Source organism: Sphingomonas sp. DMC6 (assembly GCF_056314225.1).
Window position 1 is genome coordinate 73,350 of the sequence record NZ_JBQUYT010000008.1, and the last position, 19,551, is coordinate 92,900.

Sequence of the window (19,551 nt, forward strand, 5' to 3'; positions counted from 1 at the left end):
AGAATCGATGTCGACTGCCTCTTCCATCTTTTCGGCAAAGCTGATCGGGCCGGCGATCGGCGACGCTTTCCGCAAGCTGCATCCGGCCGATCTGGTCAAGAATCCGGTGCTGTTCACCACCGCGGTGGTGGCGCTGCTGCTGACGGTGCTGCTGGCGCTGGGCGGCGAGCATTTGCCCCTGGGCTTCCAGATCCAGCTGATCGTGTGGCTCTGGCTGACCGTGCTGTTCGGCACCTTTGCCGAGGCGCTGGCCGAAGGGCGCGGGCGTGCCCAGGCCGCGTCGCTGCGGGCGACTAAGTCCGAGCTGACCGCCAAAAGGCTGGTGGGTGCATCGGGCATTGAAGTCGTCGCCGCCGCGCGGCTGCGCAAGGGGCAGATCGTGCTGGTCGAAACCGGCGACCTGATCCCGGCCGACGGTGAGGTGATCGAAGGCGTTGCCAGCGTGAACGAAGCCGCCATCACCGGCGAAAGCGCGCCCGTGATCCGCGAGGCGGGCGGCGACCGCTCCGCCGTGACGGCGGGCACGCGCGTGATCTCCGACTTCATCAAGGTCCGTGTGACGCAGGATCCCGGCCAGGGTTTTCTCGATCGCATGATCGCCCTGGTCGAAGGCGCAGAGCGGCAGAAGACGCCGAACGAAATCGCGCTGACCATCCTGCTCGTCGGACTGACGATCATCTTCCTCATCGCGGTCGGCAGCATTCCGGGCTTCACCCGCTATGCCGGCGGCAGCGTGCCGGTGGCGATCCTCGCGGCGCTGCTCATCACGCTGATCCCCACGACGATTGCGGCGCTGCTCTCGGCGATCGGCATTGCCGGCATGGACCGGCTCGTGCGCTTCAACGTGCTCGCCAAGTCGGGCCGCGCGGTCGAAGCTGCGGGCGATGTCGACACGCTGTTGCTCGACAAGACCGGCACGATCACCATCGGCGACCGGCAGGCGAGCGAGTTCCGCCCGGTTTCGGGCATCTCGGTGGACGATCTCGCCCGCGCCGCACTGCTCGCAAGCCTTGCCGACGAAACGCCCGAGGGGCGCTCGATCGTGGTGCTGGCGCGCGAGAAATTCGGCGTCGCCGAACGCGAATTGCCGGCTGGTGCGGAAATTATTCCGTTCACTGCGCAGACCCGCATCTCCGGCGTGCAGCTGGGCGAGCGGCTGATCCAGAAGGGCGCCGTGGACGCAGTGCTTCGCGCCAATCCCGGGCTGGGCGACAGCGCCGCTGCGACCGAGCTGCGCACCATGACCGACGCAATCGCCCGCTCGGGCCAGACGCCGCTGGCAGTGGCGCAGGACGGCCGGCTTCTGGGCGTGATCGCGCTGAAGGACGTGATCAAGGCCGGGGTGCGTGAACGCTTTGCCGAACTGCGCCGGATGGGCATCCGCACGGTGATGATCACCGGCGACAACCCGCTGACTGCCGCCGCGATTGCTGCCGAGGCAGGCGTGGACGACTTCCTCGCGGAGGCCACACCTGAGGACAAGCTGGCGCTGATTCGCAAGGAACAGCAGGGCGGCAAGCTGGTCGCGATGTGCGGCGACGGCACCAACGATGCGCCGGCGCTGGCCCAGGCGGACGTCGGCGTGGCGATGAACACCGGCACCCAGGCTGCGCGCGAGGCGGGCAACATGGTCGACCTGGACAGCGACCCGACCAAGCTGATCGAGATCGTCGGTCTGGGCAAGCAGCTGTTGATGACGCGCGGCGCGCTGACGACCTTCTCGGTCGCCAACGACGTGGCGAAATATTTCGCCATCATCCCGGCCATGTTCATTGCCTTCTACCCCGGCCTTGGCGTGCTGAACGTGATGGGGCTGGCCAGCCCGCAGTCGGCGATCCTGTCGGCGATCATCTTCAACGCGCTGATCATCCCCTGCCTGGTGCCGCTGGCGCTGAAGGGCGTGCAGTATCGCGCGATCGGGGCGGGCCCGCTGCTGGCACGCAATCTCGCGATCTACGGGCTGGGCGGGCTGATTGCCCCGTTCGCCGGGATCAAGCTGATCGACCTTGCCGTCACCGGGCTGGGATTGGCCTGAGGCTCTTCAACGCGATTATTCCCTCCCCGCCGCTGCCCCCGCCACGCGCAAGGGGAACGCAGGCGGGACGGGACAAAGGAAACTACGATGCTCAACGATCTTACCTCTGCCGTCCGCCCCGCCGTGGTGCTGACCGTGCTGTTCGCGCTGTTGCTGGGGCTCGCTTACCCTGCCGCGATCACCGGCGTGGGCCAGCTTGCCTTCCCGCATCAGGCCAATGGCAGCCTTGTCACCGAAAAGGGCCGCGTGGTCGGTTCCGAACTAATCGGCCAGAATTTCAACGGTGCCGGCTATTTCCATCCGCGCCCCTCGGCCGCGGGCAAGGATGGCTATGACGCCACGGCTTCGTCGGGCTCCAACCTCGGCCCGACCAGCCAGGCGCTGGCTGATCGTATCAAGGGCGATGTCGCCAAACTGGGTATCGCACCAAGAGGTCAGGTTCCCGCCGACCTGGTGACGACCTCCGCCTCGGGGCTCGATCCCGACATCAGCCCCGAGGCGGCTCTTTTTCAGGCAGCTCGCGTTGCCGAGGTGCGGCACCTGCCCGTGAAGCAAGTGCAAGCGTTGGTTGCGGCCCAGACCGAACAGCCGCTGCTCGGCTTTATCGGCGAACCGCACGTCAATGTCCTGGCGCTCAATCTGGCCCTCGACAGGCTGGGGGCGGGCGAGGCACATAGCGCTAAGTGAATTCCCGTCCCGACCCCGATCAGCGCCCGTCGCCTGAGGCCTTTCTGCGCGAAGCCGCGCAGGAGGGCCGCGGCCGTTTGAAGGTATTCCTCGGTGCGGCGCCCGGGGTGGGCAAGACCTATGAGATGCTGGGGGACGGCATGGCCCGCCGCCGCGCCGGCATCGACGTGGTGATCGGCGTCGTTGAAACCCATGGCCGCGCCGAGACCGAGGCGATGACGCACGGTTTCGAGATCGTGCCGCGCCGCGCTGTCGACTATCAGGGCCGCCGCATCGAGGAGATGGACCTCGACGCGATCCTCGCCCGCCGCCCGCAACTGGTGCTGGTCGACGAGCTTGCCCATACCAACGCTCCGGGCAGCCGCCACGACAAGCGTTATCAGGATGTCGAGGAACTGCTGGCGGCGGGGATCGACGTCTATTCCACCGTCAATATCCAGCATATCGAGAGCCTGAACGACGTTGTTGCATCGTTCACCCGCGTGCGGGTGCGGGAGACGTTGCCCGACCGGGTGCTCGAAGCTGCCGAGATCGAAGTCGTCGACATTCCGCCCGACGAACTGATCGAGCGGTTGAAGGACGGCAAGGTCTATGTGCCCGAGGAAGCGACGCGGGCGCTGGGCCATTTCTTTTCCAAATCGAACCTGTCGGCGCTGCGCGAGCTGGCGCTGCGGCGGGCGGCGCAGGCGGTCGATGCCCAGATGCTCGATTATGTCAGGGCGCACGCGCTGGCCGGCACCTGGGCCGGCGGCGAGCGCGTGGTGGTCGCGGTGAGCGAACTGCCCGGATCGGCCGAGCTGGTGCGCGCCGCCAAACGCACCGCCGATGCGCTGCGTGCGCCCTGGACGGCGGTGCATATCGAAACCGCCCGAAGCGGAACGCTGCATGCAGCGGACGAAGCGCGGATCGCCTCTACATTACATCTGGCGAGCCAGCTGGGCGGGCAGGTCGCGAGTGTACCCGCCGAAAGCGTAATCGAGGGGCTGAAGCGCTTTGCCGCCGAGGCGCGGGCGACGCAGTTGATCGTAGGCAAGTCAGCGCGTTCGCGCCTGTTCGAGCTGCGCCACGGATCGGTGGTCGACCGGCTGGTGCGCGAAACGCCGGGCGTCGCCGTGCATGTCCTGCCGCTCAGTGGCGGCGAAGCCGATCAAGGCCGCCGCGAACGCCGGCGGATCGCCTTTGGCTCGGCCGAAGCCTATCTGGTGTCACTGGGCCTGACCGCACTCGTAACGTTGCTCGGGGTTGTGTTTCCCGAAGGCACGCTGGTCAATATCGGGCTGCTCTACCTGCTGCCGGTGATGGTCGCGGCGACCCGCTACGGCCTCTGGCCCGGTATCGTGACCGGGCTGGTCTCGTCGCTCGCCTATAACTTCTTCTTCATTCCGCCGACCCACACGTTCACCATCCAGGATCCCCGCAACATCCTGACGGTGATGGTGCTGCTGGGTGTCGGCATCGTCAGCAGCCAGCTCGCGGCGCGGGTGCGGGTGCAGGCGGACCTCGCCCAGCGCAGCGCGGCGCAGAACAGCTCGCTCGCCGGCTTTGCTCGACTGCTGACCGGTGTCAGCAAATATGCGGACCTGGGCCAGACCCTGTGTGCGGAAGTGGCGCGGATGCTCGACGCCAATACGGTGCTGCTGCTGCCGGGGCCTGAGGGACTGCGGCTGGCAGCGGCCTATCCGGCCGAGGATCGGCTGGAAATGCTGGAGCAGGCCGCAGCGCGCTGGGCGTTCGAGCATAACAAGCCGGCCGGGCGTGGATCCGACACGCTGACGGCAAGCGAATGGCTGTTCCACCCGCTCGCGGCAGGCGGGCGGGTGCTGGGGGTGTTCGGCATCGCCAGCCCCGATGCCGGCCAGCCGATCCGGCCCGACCAGTTGCCGCTGCTGATGAGCCTGATCGACCAGGCGGCGCTGGCGCTGGAACGGATCGGACTGGAATCGGAGATGGCGACGATCACCCAGTTGCAGGAACGCGACCGGTTGCGCGCGGCGCTGCTGTCCTCCGTCAGCCATGATCTGCGCACGCCGCTTACGACCATCTTGGGAATGCTCGCCGGGCTGGAGGCTGAAAGTCCCGCCCAGGCCGAACAGCTCGCCGCTGCCCGTGGCGAGGCGGAACGGCTTAACCGCTTCGTCGCCAATCTGCTCGACATGGTGCGGATCGAAGCGGGCGCCTTGCACCAGACGATCGAGCCGGTCGATCTGGCTGAAGCCATTGCGTCGGCCGTGCACGACCTGCGCCGCGTGCTGGAAGGGCATCCGATCCGGCTGGATGTATCGCCCGAATTGCCGCTGGTCCGCGTCGATCCGCAGCTGTTCCACCACTGCCTGATCAATCTCCTCGAAAACGCCGCCAAATATGGTGAGGCGGGGGCGCCGATCACGGTTGCGGCACGGCGGCTATCCTCCGGCCTCGCGCTCGACGTGCGTGACGAGGGGCCGGGCCTGCCGCCGGGCGAGGAAACGCGCATCTTCGAAACCTTCACCCGGATCGAAGGATCGGACCGCAAGGGCGGCACCGGGCTAGGGCTGGCGATCGTCAAGGGCTTTGCCGAGGCGATGGGACTTACCGTGACGGCGTCCAACCGCCCCGAGGGCGGCGGCGCCTGTTTCACCCTGCGTTTCGACGAGGCGCATCTGCTGAGGACCGGAGACGCCGAATGAACCCCGCTGCCCGCCTGCTTGTCGTCGATGACGAGGCGGCGATCCGCCGTTTGCTCGCGACCAGCCTGACCCGCGCCGGGTATAAGGTGGTAGAGGCGGGCACCGCGCGCGAGGCGCTGAATGCGCTGCACATCGACAAGCCCGAGGTCGCGCTGCTCGACCTAGGCCTGCCCGACCGGGACGGGCTGGAACTGGTGCCGCTGCTGAAGGCGGCCGGCGTGGCGGTGCTGGTGGTCTCGGCACGCGACGAAACCGAGCAAAAGGTCACTGCGCTGGACCTTGGCGCCGATGATTACGTGACCAAGCCGTTCGATACCGAAGAAGTGCTGGCGCGCGTCCGCACCGCGCTGCGCCATCGGCTGACCCGGGAAGCCGGCGCGCCGGTGGTGCGGATCGGCACGGTGGAAATCGACCTCGACGCCAGGCTGGTTCGGCGGGAAGGCGAGGAAGTGCATCTGACGCCGAAGGAATTCGGCTTCATTGCGGAACTGGCGCTCCATCCCGGCCGGGTCGTGACGCACGCCCAGTTGCTCCGCAATGTGTGGGGGCCGGGACATGAAAGCGATGTGGAATATCTGCGCGTCGCGGCGCGCGGCGTCCGTCGCAAGCTGGAAGACGATCCAGCGCGCCCGCTCCTGATCCGCAACGAGCCCGGCGTCGGCTATCGGCTGATGGCCTGAAGCGCCGGCTCTGCCTGCAGCCGGTAGCCGATCCCCTTGACGGTCGCGATCCGGACATCGCCGCCGGCTTCGCGCAACTTGGCGCGCAGGCGGTGGATGGTAACGGCGACGACGTTCGACCCCAGCATCGCTTCAGACCCGAAGAGCTGCGATTCGATATAGGGCGCGCTGGCGACCATTCCGGCGCGGCGTGCGAGCAGCGCGAGCATCTGGGTTTCGCGGAAGCTGAGGTCCAGCGGCTTGCCGTGCATCGACGCGCGCTGCTGGAAGGTGTCGAATACAAGTGGACCGCAGCGGATCTCCGATCCGTGGATGTGGTCGAAAGGGGAGACCAGCGCCCTGAGACGGGCCACGATCTCATCGGGCAGGCACCACTGCGCCTGATAATCGTCGGCACCAGCGTCCAGTCCGGCGATGCGCGTCATTGCCGAAGCGCCCGGATCATGGATCAGGATCGGTAGCGGCCGCCCGGTACGCCGTAGCTCATCCACCAGCGTAATGGCGTCGCCGTCACGCTGTTTGCGGCTGAGCAGCAGGCAGTCCGGCCAGGCATCGGCAAGGCGTTCCCGTGCCTCTGCAAGGCTGGCGTTATGCTCCAGATCGAAGCCCGCGGCGGCGAGGTGGCCGCTCAGCTTCGGCGGGATCGCTCGGGGCGGAAAGACAAGCAGAATCCGCAAGGGCGGTTCCCTGGATTGCATTGGGAAATGCGCCGGGGCCGAACGGTCGGCCCCGGCGACATCGACTAGAAGTGAAGGATCACGTCGCCGGAAAGTACCAGCTGGTGGTTCTTGTTCGGGGCGACACCCAGAGCGGCATTGCCGTTGAAGGCATTGGCGTCGATCGAGCGATAATAGGCGACTTCCGGCCGCATCTCGATCTGCGGGCTGAACCAATGTTGCAGGCCGATCGCGATGTCATAGTAGCGCGTCGCGACGCCGGTCCGCTGGCCTTCCTCGTCATTATAATATTCGGTGCGCAGCGAGATATTGTCGCGGGGCGTCGGCTGGTAGTTCGTGTAGGCCAGCATCGCGAATGCCTTGGCCGTGCAGGTCAGCACGGTGCTGTCATGGCACTGGGCCATGTTCGGCGCATTGAACGCCAGGCTGGCGAACGGCGTGCCGCCATTGGCCGCCGCGTTCTGAACGACCGGATTGTTGCTGTTGGGAACCTTTGTCTCGTACAGATTATAGGTCTCGAACGAGACATGCCACTGGTCGGTGAACTTGTGGTAATAGGTGAAACCCAGCCATTGCAGGTTGTTATAGCCCCAGGTGCCGGTGTTGATCGCATCGGCACAGGCATAGAGGGCATCGCGCGCGGTGTCGGTCTGGTAGCGGATGCAGCCGGTGAACGAGGGTTGGGCGCCCGGATCCTTGCGGAACGTCTTGCCCGGATAGAGCGGGCTGGGGAACGGGTTGGCGATGTGCTTGCCCATGTTCAGGATCGCGGTGTCGCTGCCGCCGGTCAGGCCCAGCTGGACGAACAGATTCTTGCTCAGCGCCAGCGTCGCCTGGATGCCAGTGTTGGTGTAGTTGTCGAAGCTGTAGGTCAGCGAGTGGCTGTACATATAGTTGTTCGGCGCAAGCTGCGCTTCGATATCGGGCAGGGCAATGAAGCGGCCGACGCGCAGTTCCAGCCCCTTGGCGACCTTGGGGAAATAGAGGTCGCCATAGACCATCGGCATGTCGAATCCGTTGGACGCATTGCGGTTGAGATAGGGGCCGGAGAACAGTCCGTAGGACAGGGTGTAGCGATAGTTGCCGCCGTACAGCGCCGAAATGCGAAAGCCCCAGTCGAAATGGTCTGTCTGCACGGTATCGGGCGTGCGCTCGACATAGAGCACGGTCTGGTCGAGCTGCACCCCGTTGGGGTTATAGTCGTACGCTGCGGGCTGGTTGCCCTGGCGGCGATCCGACGTGGAAATATTGCCGCCGACATCGACCCAGCCATAGACCTGGATATGCGCCTTGCTCATCGCTTCGCCCAGGCCGGTATGGGCAATCGCCACCATCAGCGGGCTGTCGACTGAATTGGGGCGATTGACGCCCAGGCTGGTCGCGCCGCCATAGGGCCATTCGGTGAACGGCATCGGCGGTGCGTTGACGGGCTGCGGCGTCCAGCCGTCACGGCGGCCAGCAGGTGCATTGGGGTCCGAAATCGGCGATGCGACCTTGCCCATCTCTGCCGCCTGATAGCGGAAAAAGCGACCAATGACTCTAGTCCCCAACGCCCCATCCGTCACCTGCACCGGCGCGACAGGAGTGCTCGCCGGGGCTGCGGGGGCAGCGGGGTTGGCGGGCGCATTTTGCGTCTGGTCGGCCGTCGCTGCGACCGGATCAGCTATCGGGCGCGTTGCGCCATCGCTAGCGGGCCCCTGCGTAAGCGTGAGACTGGCGGCGAGGCCAATTGCAGTAATCGTCATCGGTGTTCCCTTTTATGCGATCGAGCCTCGCGTTCCGCTTTGTCGGTGCGAAGCGATCGAGCGGCAGCCGCCTAGCAGCGTCGCCCGTTAAGAAGCGCTGGGGAGATGTCGCCGTCGGCGTAATGAACCCATAAATTACAGAAGATTACACCTGTGGCCTTTGCGCCCATCCGTGGCCTCGTCGAGCGGCAAAGGCTGGCAATTTCAACGCATTCCACTATCGCAGTGCGGTGCAAGCCGGGGATCGACCATGACGCACGCCATCGCCCGTGTCGGGCGCGACAGCTATTCCACTGCGATCGACCTGGGCACGCGGGCCCTGACCGCCGACGAGCCGGTCTCGCGCGGGGGCAGCGATACCGGCCCGGCCCCTTATGAATTGCTGCTCGCCAGCTTGGGCGCGTGTACTGCGATCACGCTTCGCATGTATGCTGATCGCAAGGCCTGGCCGCTGGAGACGGTGGAGGTACGGCTGTTCCTGCACGGCCAGGGCGAAAAGCTGCGGATCGAACGGGTGCTGGTGTTCGCCGGGGTCGATGGCGCGCAGGCGGCGCGGCTCGCGGAAATCGCCGAGCGCACGCCGGTGACCCTGACCCTGAAAAATGGGTTGCCGATTGATACTCGACTGGGATGACCTATACCGCCGACGCGGGAAGGGGAATCACCAACAAGGCGAATAAGCGATGCAGGAAGCTCATCCGGTAACAGACGATTCGGCGACGTTGCTCGTCGTCGATGACGATCACGACATCCGGTTGCTGCTGGCCAACAGCCTGGGCGCGCGTGGGTATAAGGTGGAGACTGCTGCGAACGTTCGCGATATGGACCAGATCCTTGCGAATACGCCGGTCGATCTGGTCATTCTGGACGTGATGATGCCCGGCGAGGACGGGCTTTCTGCCTGTCGCCGCATTTCGCGACAGGATGGTCCCGACGTGATCCTGCTGAGCGCGCTGGGCGAGGAGCAGGACCGTATTCTGGGCCTGGAAGTCGGTGCCAGCCATTATCTGCCCAAGCCGTGCAGCCCCCGCGAAATTCTGGCGACCGTGCGTGCCGCTTTGCGCAAGCGTGGCGCGATCGCGCCGCCGCCGCCCGGCGACGTCTATAGCTTTGAGGGTTGGCGGATCGATCTGGGCAGCCACGAGCTGTTCGATCCCGATGGCGTGCTGGTAGGACTGACCGATGGCGAATTTGCGGTGCTGCGCGTTTTCATCGAGCGGCCGCGGCGGGTGCTGACGCGCGAGGCACTGCTGGCGGCCGCGCGTGGGCCCGACTCGGATGCCTATGACCGGGCGATCGACGTGCAGGTAAGCCGGTTGCGGCGCAAATTGCGTTCGGGCGCTGACGAAATCATCCGCACCGTGCGTAACGAAGGCTATCTGTTCGTGCCGCGTGTGGCGCGGGCGTGAGGCGCGCGTGAGGAAGGCGGGCGGGGCGGACTCGCCGCTGTTCCTGACCATCTTCCTCCTGATGCTCTTCTGTGTCGCGGTCGTGCAGCTGCTAAACCTGGCGGCGCTGATCGCGGTGCAGGCGCCCAAGGCCAAGCTCTATACCGTCGGCCAAGTTGCCCAGGCGATGCAGCAGCCGCATTCCGGCCATGAGCTTTTCGACGTCCACATCGTTGCCCAGGGCAAGCCCGCCCCCTGGAGCCCGCGTGCCGAACGTATCCAGAAGGCGCTCGCAGCAGTGCTGGGCGTACCTGATTCGTATGTGATCGTCAGCTTCCCGCCGCCGCCATTGCAGCGCCAGCCGCACTATGATCCCTCGAGCGTTCCGCCGACGCCCCCGTTTCTTAGTGCCGCTGCCGCGCGCGATGTGGTGATCATGAGCGATTTCACCGCGCAGGCGCGCCTGCCGAGCGGGCGATGGATCGTGGTGAGCGCCGAAACCGGTGAGCCATGGCGCTGGTTCGTGCTGCTCTGGCTGCTGCTGTCGGCGATTGCTGTCGCGCCCTTCGCCTGGACGCTGGCGCAGCGTTTCGCGAAGCCGATCGGTGCCTTTGCCGCTGCGGCGGATCGACTGGGCCGTGATCCGCGGGCACCGCCACTGGAGCTGACTGGCCCCCCCGAAATTGCTGATGCCGCCCGTGCGCTCAACCGGATGCAGGCACGCCTCAACCGCTATGTCGAGGATCGCGCGATGATGATTGCCGCCGTCGCACACGATCTGCGCACGCCGCTGATGCGATTGGGGCTGCGGCTGGAAGCGGCGCCCCCGGAGGTTCGCAGCGCGTGCGAGGGCGATATACGCGAAATGCAGGCGATGATTTCTGCCGTGATGGCCTATGTGCGCGACCGCGGCGATGCTGCCGTGCGCCGCCAGCTCGATTTGCGCTCGCTAGTGGAAACGGTGATCGATGAGGCATACGACCGCGGCGAAGAAGTTGCGCTGGAGCCCGGCGATCCGGTGGTGATCACCGGTGATCCGGTGGCGCTGAAGCGCCTGCTCAACAATCTCGTATCGAATGCTGTCAAGTATGCGGGCGGTGCCGAGGTGCAGCTGACGCGCGAGGCGCATCAGGTGGTGATCGAAGTGCGCGATCAAGGGCCGGGCATTGCGGAAGCGCAGCTTGAGCGTGTGTTTGATCCCTTTTTCCGCAGCGAGGGTTCCCGCAACCGCGATACCGGCGGTATGGGGCTGGGCCTGACCAGCGCGCGCGCGGTGGCCAGGGCCCATGGCGGCGAGATAACGCTGCGCAACCGCATCGGTGGCGGTCTGCGTGCGCGGGTACAACTTCCGGCGTAGTTTGAACGGGATACCTAGCCGTCTGCGCGGTTTGCTGATAGCGCTATCACCTATCGGCGGAGAACATGCCGAGTGGCTGGGAGACGATCTATGGCGACGCGGCGCGAACTGCTGGGCGGAATAGGTGCGGGCGTAATGGCGGGGGCGATCGGCCGGCCCGCATGGGCGGCCGGCAAGCGCAAGCTGGGCTATGCTATTGTTGGACTAGGCAATTATGCCGTCAACCAGATCATGCCGCGCATCAAGGATTGCGAATTCGCCGAACTGAAGGCGCTGGTCAGCGGAACGCCCGCCAAGCTGGAGAAGTACGGCGCTGAATACGGGATCCCCAAGACGCACTGGTACAACTACCAGACCTACGACCGGATGCGCGACAATCCCGACATCGATCTGGTCTATGTCGTGCTGCCCAACAACATGCATGCCGAATACTCGATACGCGCGAGCAAGGCTGGCAAGCATGTGCTGTGCGAAAAGCCGATGGCGATCTCCTCCGCCGAATGTGAGGCGATGATCGCCGCGGCAAAGCAGGCCGGCAGGAAGCTGATGATCGGCTATCGCTGCCATTTCGAGCCCTATAACCTGAAGGCGATCGAAACGGTGCAGTCCGGCGCGCTGGGGCGACCGACACTGATCACCGCCGAACATGGCTTCTATGCCCAGCCCAACCAGTGGCGGCTGGACAAGCCGATGTCGGGGGGCGGGTCGCTGATGGATATCGGCATCTATAGCCTCAACGCCGCGCGCTATCTGGCCGGGCAGGAACCGGTGGAAGTGAGCGCGATGGAAGTTACCGACCGCAGCGACCCCCGGTTTCGTAATGTCGAGGACCGCATCGATTTCCAGCTGCGCTTTCCGAGCGGGATAATCGCCAATTGCGTGTCGAGCTACAGCTCGGGCCACAACGCTTTTCGCGTCACCGGCACAAAGGGTTGGGTGGGGATGGAGCCCGCCACCCCTTATGAGGGCCATCAGATGTGGACGCGGATCGGCGGGAAACAGCAGCAGGTGGTGCTGCCGCCGCCGGCCAAGAACCAGTTTGTCGGGCAGCTCGATCATCTTGCCGAATGTGCGATGACCGGGCGTGAGCCGATCGTTTCCGGCGAGGAGGGATTGCGCGACATGCGGCTGATCGAAGCCATTTATCGTTCCGCCCGCGAACACCGCGCGCTCCCGCTCGCATGAATCGGCGGGAGGTAATGGCGGCGGGCACGTTGCTCGCCGCGTCGAGCTGGGTTCCGCTCGCGCGTGCCGTTCGTCCGGTTGCGTATCATGCGGCGCGGATAAAGGCGCTGATCGGCCAGATGACGCTGGCCGAAAAGATCGGCCAGATGAACCAGATTGCCGGCGGCCGGCAAAAGTCGCTTAATTCAAAGCTGGATGCGGCGATGCTCGACCGCGTCCGGCGCGGTGAAATGGGCTCGTTCCTCCACGTCGCCGGCGCCGAGCCGCTGCGTGACCTGCAACGGGTGGCGGTGGAGGAATCGCGATTGAAGATTCCGCTGCTGTTCGGGATGGACGTGATCCACGGCTATCGCACCATCCTGCCGGTGCCGCTTGCGCTGGCGGCGAGCTGGGACGTGGCGGTGGCCGAACAGGCGGCGCGGATCGCGGCGGAAGAAGCCTGGGCTGCCGGGCTGCACTGGACCTTCACGCCGATGGTCGACATCGCGCGCGATCCGCGCTGGGGCCGGGTGGTCGAGGGGGCGGGCGAGGACGCCTATCTCGGCAGCCGCATTGCCGAGGCACAGGTGGCCGGTCTGCAAGGGACGGACCTTGCGCGCGGCATGCGGATGATGGCCTGTGCCAAGCATTTCGTCGGCTATGGCGCCGCTATCGGCGGGCGCGATTACGACAGCGCTGACATGAGCGAGCAGGCATTGCACGAAGTCTATCTGCCGCCGTTCCATGCCGCCGCGCGCGCGGGTGCGGGCAGCTTCATGACGGCGTTCAATGCGCTCGATGGCGTGCCGATGACGGCCAATGCCACGCTGGTCCGTGGCTTTCTGCGCGCGCAATGGGGCTATCAGGGGCTGGTGGTCAGCGACTGGAATGCCATCCGCGAACTGGTCAATCACGGTGTCGCCGCCGATGCCCGAGAAGCCGCGGTGCTTGCACTGAAGGCGGGCGTCGACATGGACATGGCGAGCGGCAGCTATGCCACCTGTCTCGCCGAGGCTGCGACGCAGGATGCTAGTCTGGTCCCGCTGATCGATGCGGCGGTCGAGCGCATTCTTGCCACCAAGGCCAGGCTGGGCCTGTTCGACAATCCCTATGGCTTTGGCGATCCCGTGCGGGACAAGGCGCCGCTCCGTCGCAGCGAAGCGCGCGATCTGGCCCGGCGCTCGGTGGTGCTGCTGCGCAACGACGGCGGGCTGTTGCCGCTCAAGCCGGGCGCGAAACTGGCGCTGGCCGGCGCGCTCGCGGACGATGCAGCCTCTGCCATCGGATCGTGGAAGGCCCGCGGGCAGGCGGCCGATGCCGTGACGCTGCGTACCGCCTTGCCCGATGCTGTGTATGTGCCCGGCGCCGGACCGCGCAGCACCGATAGCGCCGGCATCGCCGCGGCCGTCGAGGCGGCCGGACGCGCAGAGGTGGTGCTGGTGGCGATCGGCGAAGACTTCGACTTTACCGGGGAGGCGCGCAGCTATGCCGAAATCGGCCTCCCCGGCGCGCAGGGCGCGCTGCTCGCGGCGCTGAAAGCGACAGGGAAGCCGATCGTCGCCATCCTGATGGGCGGCCGGCCGCTGGCGCTGGAGCGCGAGCTGGCGGGTATTCCGGCGGTGCTGCAGACTTGGCTGCTCGGTATAGAGAGCGGCCCCGCTATCGCCGATATTCTGACGGGCAAGGCGGCACCGGGTGGTCGCCTGCCGATTGGTATGCCGCGCGTTACCGGCCAGTCGCCGCAATCTTATGCGCATCTGCCGAGCGGGCGTCCGGCCAATCCGGACCTGCTGGTCGATAGCGCGCGCTATCACGATGTCGGTATCGGTCCGCTGTTTCCGTTCGGTCACGGGCTCACTTATGGCGACATCGCCTATGAACCGCTGGTGCTGAGCGCAGAGACGGTTGCGCCGGGCGGGCGGATCGTTGCCTCGGTCACCGTGACCAATCGCGGCGCTGTGAGAGCCGAGGAAGTGGTGCAGCTTTACGCGAATGATCCCGTTGCCACCGTCTCGCGCCCGGTGGCGGAACTGCACGGTTTCGCCCGTGTGGCGTTGAACCCGGGGCAGCGCCGGACGGTTCGCTTCACGCTCACGCCCGAACAATTCGCCTTCTGGCGGGAAGGACGCTGGGTGATCGAACCCGGCGACATCCGCCTGATGGTGGGCGCATCGTCGGCCGATCTGCGCAGCGAAGCGCGCTTTCGCATCACGGCGGCGGGCGAGGGCAAGGCGCCTGCTGCGGCGCTGGCCAGCGGGGTGGAGATCGTCTGATGGTGGAACCCTGGCATACGCTGGCAATCGTTGCCGGCAGCATCGCGACCGTTATCCTGCTGGTGCTGCGCCTGAAGTTTCAGCCATTTGTCGCGCTGTTGCTGGTGGCGCTGGCGACCGGCCTGGTGTTCGGCAGCGACCCGCAGGCGGTGATCGCAGCGATCCGCAAGGGCACGGCAGAGGCGCTGGGCTTTGTTGCGGTGGTGATCGGGCTCGGCGCGGTGCTGGGCGGCATGCTCGAGGCGTCCGGCGGCGTACAGGCGATCGCGCGACGACTGCTCGACTGGTTCGGCGAGCGGCGCGCGCCCTGGGCTTTGACGGTGATCGGCATTCTCGTCGGCGTGCCGCTGTTCTTCGATGTCGCCTTCATCATCCTTGCGCCGCTGCTCACCACGCTGGCGCTGCGGGCAGAGCGGCGCGTGACCTATTTTGCGCTGCCGGTACTCGCCGGGCTGATGACGATGCACGCGCTGCTGCCGCCGCATCCGGGACCGGTGGCGGTCGCCGAGCTGCTGCACACCGATTATGGGCGGATGGCGCTCTATGGCCTGATCTGCGGTATCCCTTCCGCTATTCTCGCTGGACCTGTCTTCGCGAAGCTGGCCCATGGCGCGCCGGGCTATGGCGCAATCGGTGCACCACCGATGCTCGACGAGGGCGCGCCGCAGACCGCGCCGATCGGCTTTCTGCCTGCACTGGCGGCCATGCTGCTGCCGCTGGCGCTGATCTTGGCGGGCACGGTTGCAGGGCAGGCAATGGCGCCGGGGCTTGCGCGGTCGGTGCTGGCCTTTCTGGGGCATCCCTTTGTCGCGCTGATGATCGCCGTGGTTGCGGCGATGCTGTGGCTGCGGTTCGTGACGGACGCGTCTTTCGCGACCTTGTCGACGATCAGCACACGGGCGCTGGAGCCGGCGGGGTTGATGGTGCTGATCATCGGTGCAGGGGCGGCCTACAAGGAAGTGCTGATCGAATCGGGTGCCGGCAAGCAGATCACCATGGCGGTGCAGGCGGCGCAGGTATCGGTGCCGGTCTTCGCCTTCCTGCTTTCCGCTTTCGTCCGCGTGGCCCAAGGATCGGCGACGGTGTCGATGGTAACCGCCGCGGGGTTGGCGGCACCGCTGATCGTCGCCGCGGGGCTGAGCCCCGACCGGATTGCGCTGGTGACGGTGGCGATCGGCGCGGGTGCAACGGTGGTCAGCCATGTCAACGACACCGGCTTCTGGCTGGTGAAGCAATATCTGGGGCTTACCGAGGCGCAGACCTTTCGCAGCTGGACGCTGGGTGCGACGATTGCGGGACTTGCGAGTTTCGCCATGGCGCTGCTGCTCTGGCCATTTGTTTGAGGGAGATGCCCGTGAATTTCGCTGCCACCCGTCGTGCCGTGCTGGGCGGTCTTGCCGCCTTGCCGCTGCTGCCCCGCATTGCAAAGGCGGATACGGTGGGTTCGATCACCCGGCTCGATCCGGCGCTCGATGCGCTGCTTGATGCGCATACGCCGATCGAAGTGATCTGCACCGGCATCCAATGGGCGGAGGGCCCCGTCTGGATACGCGATGCGGCAGTTACTTCCGACGCGGCGGGGCAGACCAGCGGGTTTGACCGCAGCTATCTGCTCTTTTCCGATCCGCCGGCGAACATCGCCTATCGCTGGGACGGGCATGACAAGCACGTGTTCCTGAAGCCGTCGGGCCTTGCCGGGCCCATCCCGGCAGGCGTGCGCGAGGCGGGGTCGAACGGCATGATTCTTGGCCGCAAGGGCGAACTGCTGATGGCGGATAGCGGCACCCGTGCGATTGCAGCTGTTGACCTCGACACCAAGGAAAAGACCATCCTTGCGGGCCGTTTTCAGGGCAAGCGGTTCAACAGCTGCAACGATCTGGTGCAGGCGAAGAATGGCGCGATCTATTTCACCGATCCGCCCTATGGTCTGAGCGAAGGCGACAAATCGCCGCTCAAGGAATTGAAGTTCAACGGTGTCTATCGGCTGGACCCGAACGGCAGCGTCCATCTGATCGACGCGCGCCTTACGCGGCCGAACGGCATCGGCCTGTCGCCCGACAATCGCACGCTATATGTGTCCGTATCGGACGAGAAGGCTCCCTATATCCACGCCTATACACTGGGACCGGACGGGTTGCCGCGCGGGCGGCGGATTTTCGCTGATTTCCGACGCGGCATCGCGGCGAAGCTGCCCGGCTTGCCGGATGGGATGAAAGTGGCGGCAAGCGGGCACCTGTTCGCCAGCGGCCCTGGCGGCATCCATATCCTCTCGCCCGCTGGTCGGCGGCTGGGTTTGATTTCTACCGGCAAGGCTGCGGCCAATTGCTGCTTCGGTGAGGATGGGAAGACCCTGTTCATCACCTCCAGTGATATGGTGGTTCGGGTATGCCTTTCGCAAAGTGGATGGTAAATTAACAATATCCGTTTCGGGTTTTTCCTATGGGAATTTACTAATGACTGTTTGATGCCATCCAATGAAAATGGGAGGGCCATGGAAGATATCAAACTCGACTATGCTGTTCCCGATGGTTCGGTCGCTGAATTCGTCACTCTGTTTTATCGTTTTCACGCGGATGTTGTCCGTTTCGATGATGTTGAGCGGGCGGATCACGCGCAAATCCGCTTTCGCCTGACGCCGGGCGCAGCCGAATACCGTTTCGTGGATGGCTGCGCGCAGCTGGCATCGGATGCGCACCTGATCGGGCCAACAACTGCCGCGTTCCATGTCCGTGCCGAGGGGCCGGTGCTGGTATTCGGTGCGGGCCTTACGCCGCTGGGTTGGGCGGCGCTGGTGGGTGGGGATGCCTCGGGCATGACCAACCGCGTCGTCGATCTCCACGCCCTGTTTGGCGAGGCGGTGGCGGACGCTGTCCCGCAGATGCAGCGCGTTGCATCGGATTTCGATGCACTCGTCCGCTGCGGCGAGGCCATCATCAAGACGTTGCTGCGGACGCGCTGCGCGCGCGAGGCGGCCTTCATCCGAATCGTCGACACCTGGTTGAGCGGCGCGGAATCGCCCGAAATCGGCAATCTCGCGGCGGCCACCGGCATGTCGATTCGCCAGTTGGAACGTAAATGCAAGGCGCTGTATGGCGCGGGGCCGAAAGGCTTGGCGCGGAAATATCGTGCCTTGCGTGCCGCAGTGTCGCTGGTCGCGGAAGGTGCGACGATCGACGACGTGCTGGCCCGTGGTTTTTACGACCAGTCGCACCTGATCCGCGAAGTGAAGCAGTTCACCGGCTTTACACCCGGGCAGATTCAGTCGGAACCCGGCCTGCTTGCGCAACTCACGATCAGCCGGCGCAGTGCGCTGGCCGGCCGGGTGGCCCCCCTCATCAGCGATACCTGACGTGAGCGCGCTCGCGGTTTCGTGACGAGCGCGCTAAGGCGGGGCATGGTCCCGCCCGAAGCCATTCCTGCAGCCACGGTGATCGTGCTGCGCGACGTGCCGCGCGGCCAGCCCGAAATCCTGATGGTCGAGCGGTCGCAGGCGATGACGTTTGCGGGCGGGGCGCTGGTATTTCCCGGTGGTCGTGTCGATGCGAGCGATCATGCGCTGGCATCGATCGAGCAAGGGGATCGAGAGGAACGTGCCGCGCGCATCGCCGCCGTGCGCGAGACTCTGGAAGAGGTGGGACTGGCGACGGGCCTGGAAGCGACGGCGGAGGCGCTGGCAGCGATACGCGCGCGGCTCCACGCGGGACAGTCCATGGGCGAGGCACTGGCGGCGACGGGTGCGCGGTTGCGGCTGGAAGCGCTGGTGCCCTTTGCACGCTGGCTGCCCTGGGGCCTGCCGCATCGTGTGTTCGATACCCGCTTCTACCTTGCGCGGGCACCGCAGGACGCGGCACCGCTTGTCGACGGCAGCGAGAATGTCCGTCTGTTCTGGGCACCCGCGACCGAGGTGCTGCGCATGGCCGATGCCGGGGAGGCGATGATCATCTACCCGACGCGGCGCAACCTCGAGCGGCTGGCGCTGTTCGACGATTTCGACGCTGCCGCGGCGCATGCGCGGGCACATCCGGTGCAGACGATTTCGCCGTGGAAGGAGCAGCAGGGCGGTATCGACTGGCTGTGCATTCCGGAGGGGCTGGGCTATCCGGTTACGCGCGAACGGTTCGACACGGTGCGGCGCGCATGAGGGCGATCCGGCAGGCACTCGCCGCTACCTTCGCCTTCGCGCTGATTGCGGCGACGGCGCTGATCCTCTCCGTCCTGACGCGCGACCGGCCGCAGGACTTGCCCTGGACGCCGCTCGATCTGGGCCGGCCCATCGGGGCCTTTACCGGGCGCAAGCTGGCGGGATTGACCGAGGATGCGCCGCGCTGCCGGGCGCTACTGCGAGCCGCTGGCGTGAATTTCGCGGCGGTGCCGGCCGTACGGGAGGGCAGCTATTGCGCCTATGCAGATGGCGTGCGGCTCGAGCCAGGCGGTGCACGCACGATTGCGCTGACCCCGGCAGTGACCATGTCCTGCCCGGTCGCGGCAGGACTGGCGATGTGGGAGTGGGATGTGGTGCAGCCCGCTGCCCAGCGGCATTTCGGCATGGCAGTGAAGCGGATCGAACATCTCGGCAGCTATTCGTGCCGACGTATCTATGGCAGCAGCGCCGGCGAGTGGAGCGAACATGCTACGGCCGACGCCATCGATGTCGCCGCCTTTGTGCTCGCCGATGGCCGGCGGGTTAGCGTGCTGAGCGACTGGAAGGGAGATGCGGCGCGGGCCGGTTTCCTGCACGATGTGCGAAGCGGTGCGTGCCGCCTGTTCGCCACGGTGCTATCGCCCGATTACAGTTCGGCGCACCGCGACCATCTCCACCTCGATCAGGCAAATCGGGGTTTGCTTGGCTGGCGCAGCTGCCGCTGAGCCTTCGCCGCTG

General features: G+C 65.9%; 16 protein-coding genes. 14 read left to right on the forward strand and 2 right to left on the reverse strand.

Features of this window, described 5'->3' with window-relative positions:
- The first annotated feature begins 7 nt into the window (after positions 1-7).
- The 4 genes from kdpB (at position 8) to ACT53M_RS16770 (ending at position 6,068) form a co-directional block, all read left to right on the forward strand.
- The gene (gene kdpB, locus ACT53M_RS16755; protein ID WP_476234836.1) at positions 8-2,035 is read left to right on the forward strand and encodes a potassium-transporting ATPase subunit KdpB; all 2,028 of its coding nucleotides are present in this window, start codon (positions 8-10) and stop codon (positions 2,033-2,035) included.
- An 87-nt stretch (positions 2,036-2,122) separates the two neighbouring features.
- Entirely contained in the window at positions 2,123-2,722 is a 600-nt protein-coding gene (gene kdpC / locus ACT53M_RS16760; protein WP_476234838.1) for a potassium-transporting ATPase subunit KdpC, read from the forward strand.
- A complete protein-coding gene (locus ACT53M_RS16765) occupies positions 2,719-5,388 on the forward strand; it encodes a DUF4118 domain-containing protein (RefSeq protein WP_476234839.1) in 2,670 nt (889 codons plus the stop codon). The genes kdpC and ACT53M_RS16765 overlap by 4 nt, the downstream gene beginning before the upstream one ends.
- Positions 5,385-6,068: a response regulator gene (locus ACT53M_RS16770; RefSeq protein WP_476234840.1), complete on the forward strand. Its 684-nt coding sequence runs from the start codon at positions 5,385-5,387 to the stop codon at positions 6,066-6,068. Before ACT53M_RS16765 ends, ACT53M_RS16770 begins: the two co-directional genes overlap by 4 nt.
- Here the strand turns inward: ACT53M_RS16770 and ACT53M_RS16775 are convergent.
- Positions 6,050-6,745, reverse strand: a complete 696-nt coding sequence (locus tag ACT53M_RS16775) for a response regulator transcription factor (protein WP_476234842.1) — start codon at positions 6,743-6,745, stop codon at positions 6,050-6,052. The genes ACT53M_RS16770 and ACT53M_RS16775 overlap by 19 nt on opposite strands.
- A 65-nt stretch (positions 6,746-6,810) precedes the next feature.
- Entirely contained in the window at positions 6,811-8,490 is a 1,680-nt protein-coding gene (locus ACT53M_RS16780; RefSeq protein WP_476234843.1) for an outer membrane beta-barrel protein, read from the reverse strand.
- A 250-nt stretch (positions 8,491-8,740) separates the two neighbouring features.
- Between ACT53M_RS16780 and ACT53M_RS16785 the strand changes: the two genes are divergently transcribed.
- From ACT53M_RS16785 to ACT53M_RS16830, 10 genes are all read left to right on the forward strand, one after another.
- Complete coding sequence (locus ACT53M_RS16785) at positions 8,741-9,124, forward strand: OsmC family protein (protein ID WP_476234844.1); 384 nt, start codon at positions 8,741-8,743, stop codon at positions 9,122-9,124.
- Positions 9,125-9,173: 49 nt separating this feature from the next.
- The gene (locus ACT53M_RS16790; protein ID WP_476234846.1) at positions 9,174-9,899 is read left to right on the forward strand and encodes a response regulator; all 726 of its coding nucleotides are present in this window, start codon (positions 9,174-9,176) and stop codon (positions 9,897-9,899) included.
- 7 nt (positions 9,900-9,906) lie between these two features.
- Entirely contained in the window at positions 9,907-11,235 is a 1,329-nt protein-coding gene (locus ACT53M_RS16795; protein WP_476234847.1) for a sensor histidine kinase, read from the forward strand.
- Positions 11,236-11,325: 90 nt separating this feature from the next.
- Entirely contained in the window at positions 11,326-12,420 is a 1,095-nt protein-coding gene (locus ACT53M_RS16800; RefSeq protein ID WP_476226909.1) for a Gfo/Idh/MocA family protein, read from the forward strand.
- Positions 12,417-14,672, forward strand: a complete 2,256-nt coding sequence (locus ACT53M_RS16805; protein ID WP_476234849.1) for a glycoside hydrolase family 3 N-terminal domain-containing protein — start codon at positions 12,417-12,419, stop codon at positions 14,670-14,672. The genes ACT53M_RS16800 and ACT53M_RS16805 overlap by 4 nt, the downstream gene beginning before the upstream one ends.
- Positions 14,672-16,015, forward strand: a complete 1,344-nt coding sequence (locus tag ACT53M_RS16810) for a GntT/GntP/DsdX family permease (protein WP_476234851.1) — start codon at positions 14,672-14,674, stop codon at positions 16,013-16,015. Before ACT53M_RS16805 ends, ACT53M_RS16810 begins: the two co-directional genes overlap by 1 nt.
- A gap of 11 nt (positions 16,016-16,026) precedes the next feature.
- Positions 16,027-17,082 carry an SMP-30/gluconolactonase/LRE family protein gene (locus ACT53M_RS16815; protein WP_476234853.1) on the forward strand — a complete coding sequence of 352 codons (1,056 nt, stop codon included), beginning with the start codon at positions 16,027-16,029 and terminating at the stop codon, positions 17,080-17,082.
- 81 nt (positions 17,083-17,163) lie between these two features.
- A complete protein-coding gene (locus ACT53M_RS16820) occupies positions 17,164-18,021 on the forward strand; it encodes a helix-turn-helix transcriptional regulator (protein WP_476234854.1) in 858 nt (285 codons plus the stop codon).
- A gap of 45 nt (positions 18,022-18,066) precedes the next feature.
- Positions 18,067-18,813, forward strand: coding sequence for an NUDIX hydrolase (locus ACT53M_RS16825; RefSeq protein ID WP_476234856.1), 747 nt, complete (start codon positions 18,067-18,069; stop codon positions 18,811-18,813).
- Positions 18,810-19,538 carry an extensin-like domain-containing protein gene (locus ACT53M_RS16830; RefSeq protein ID WP_476234857.1) on the forward strand — a complete coding sequence of 243 codons (729 nt, stop codon included), beginning with the start codon at positions 18,810-18,812 and terminating at the stop codon, positions 19,536-19,538. Before ACT53M_RS16825 ends, ACT53M_RS16830 begins: the two co-directional genes overlap by 4 nt.
- The last annotated feature ends 13 nt before the right edge of the window (positions 19,539-19,551 follow it).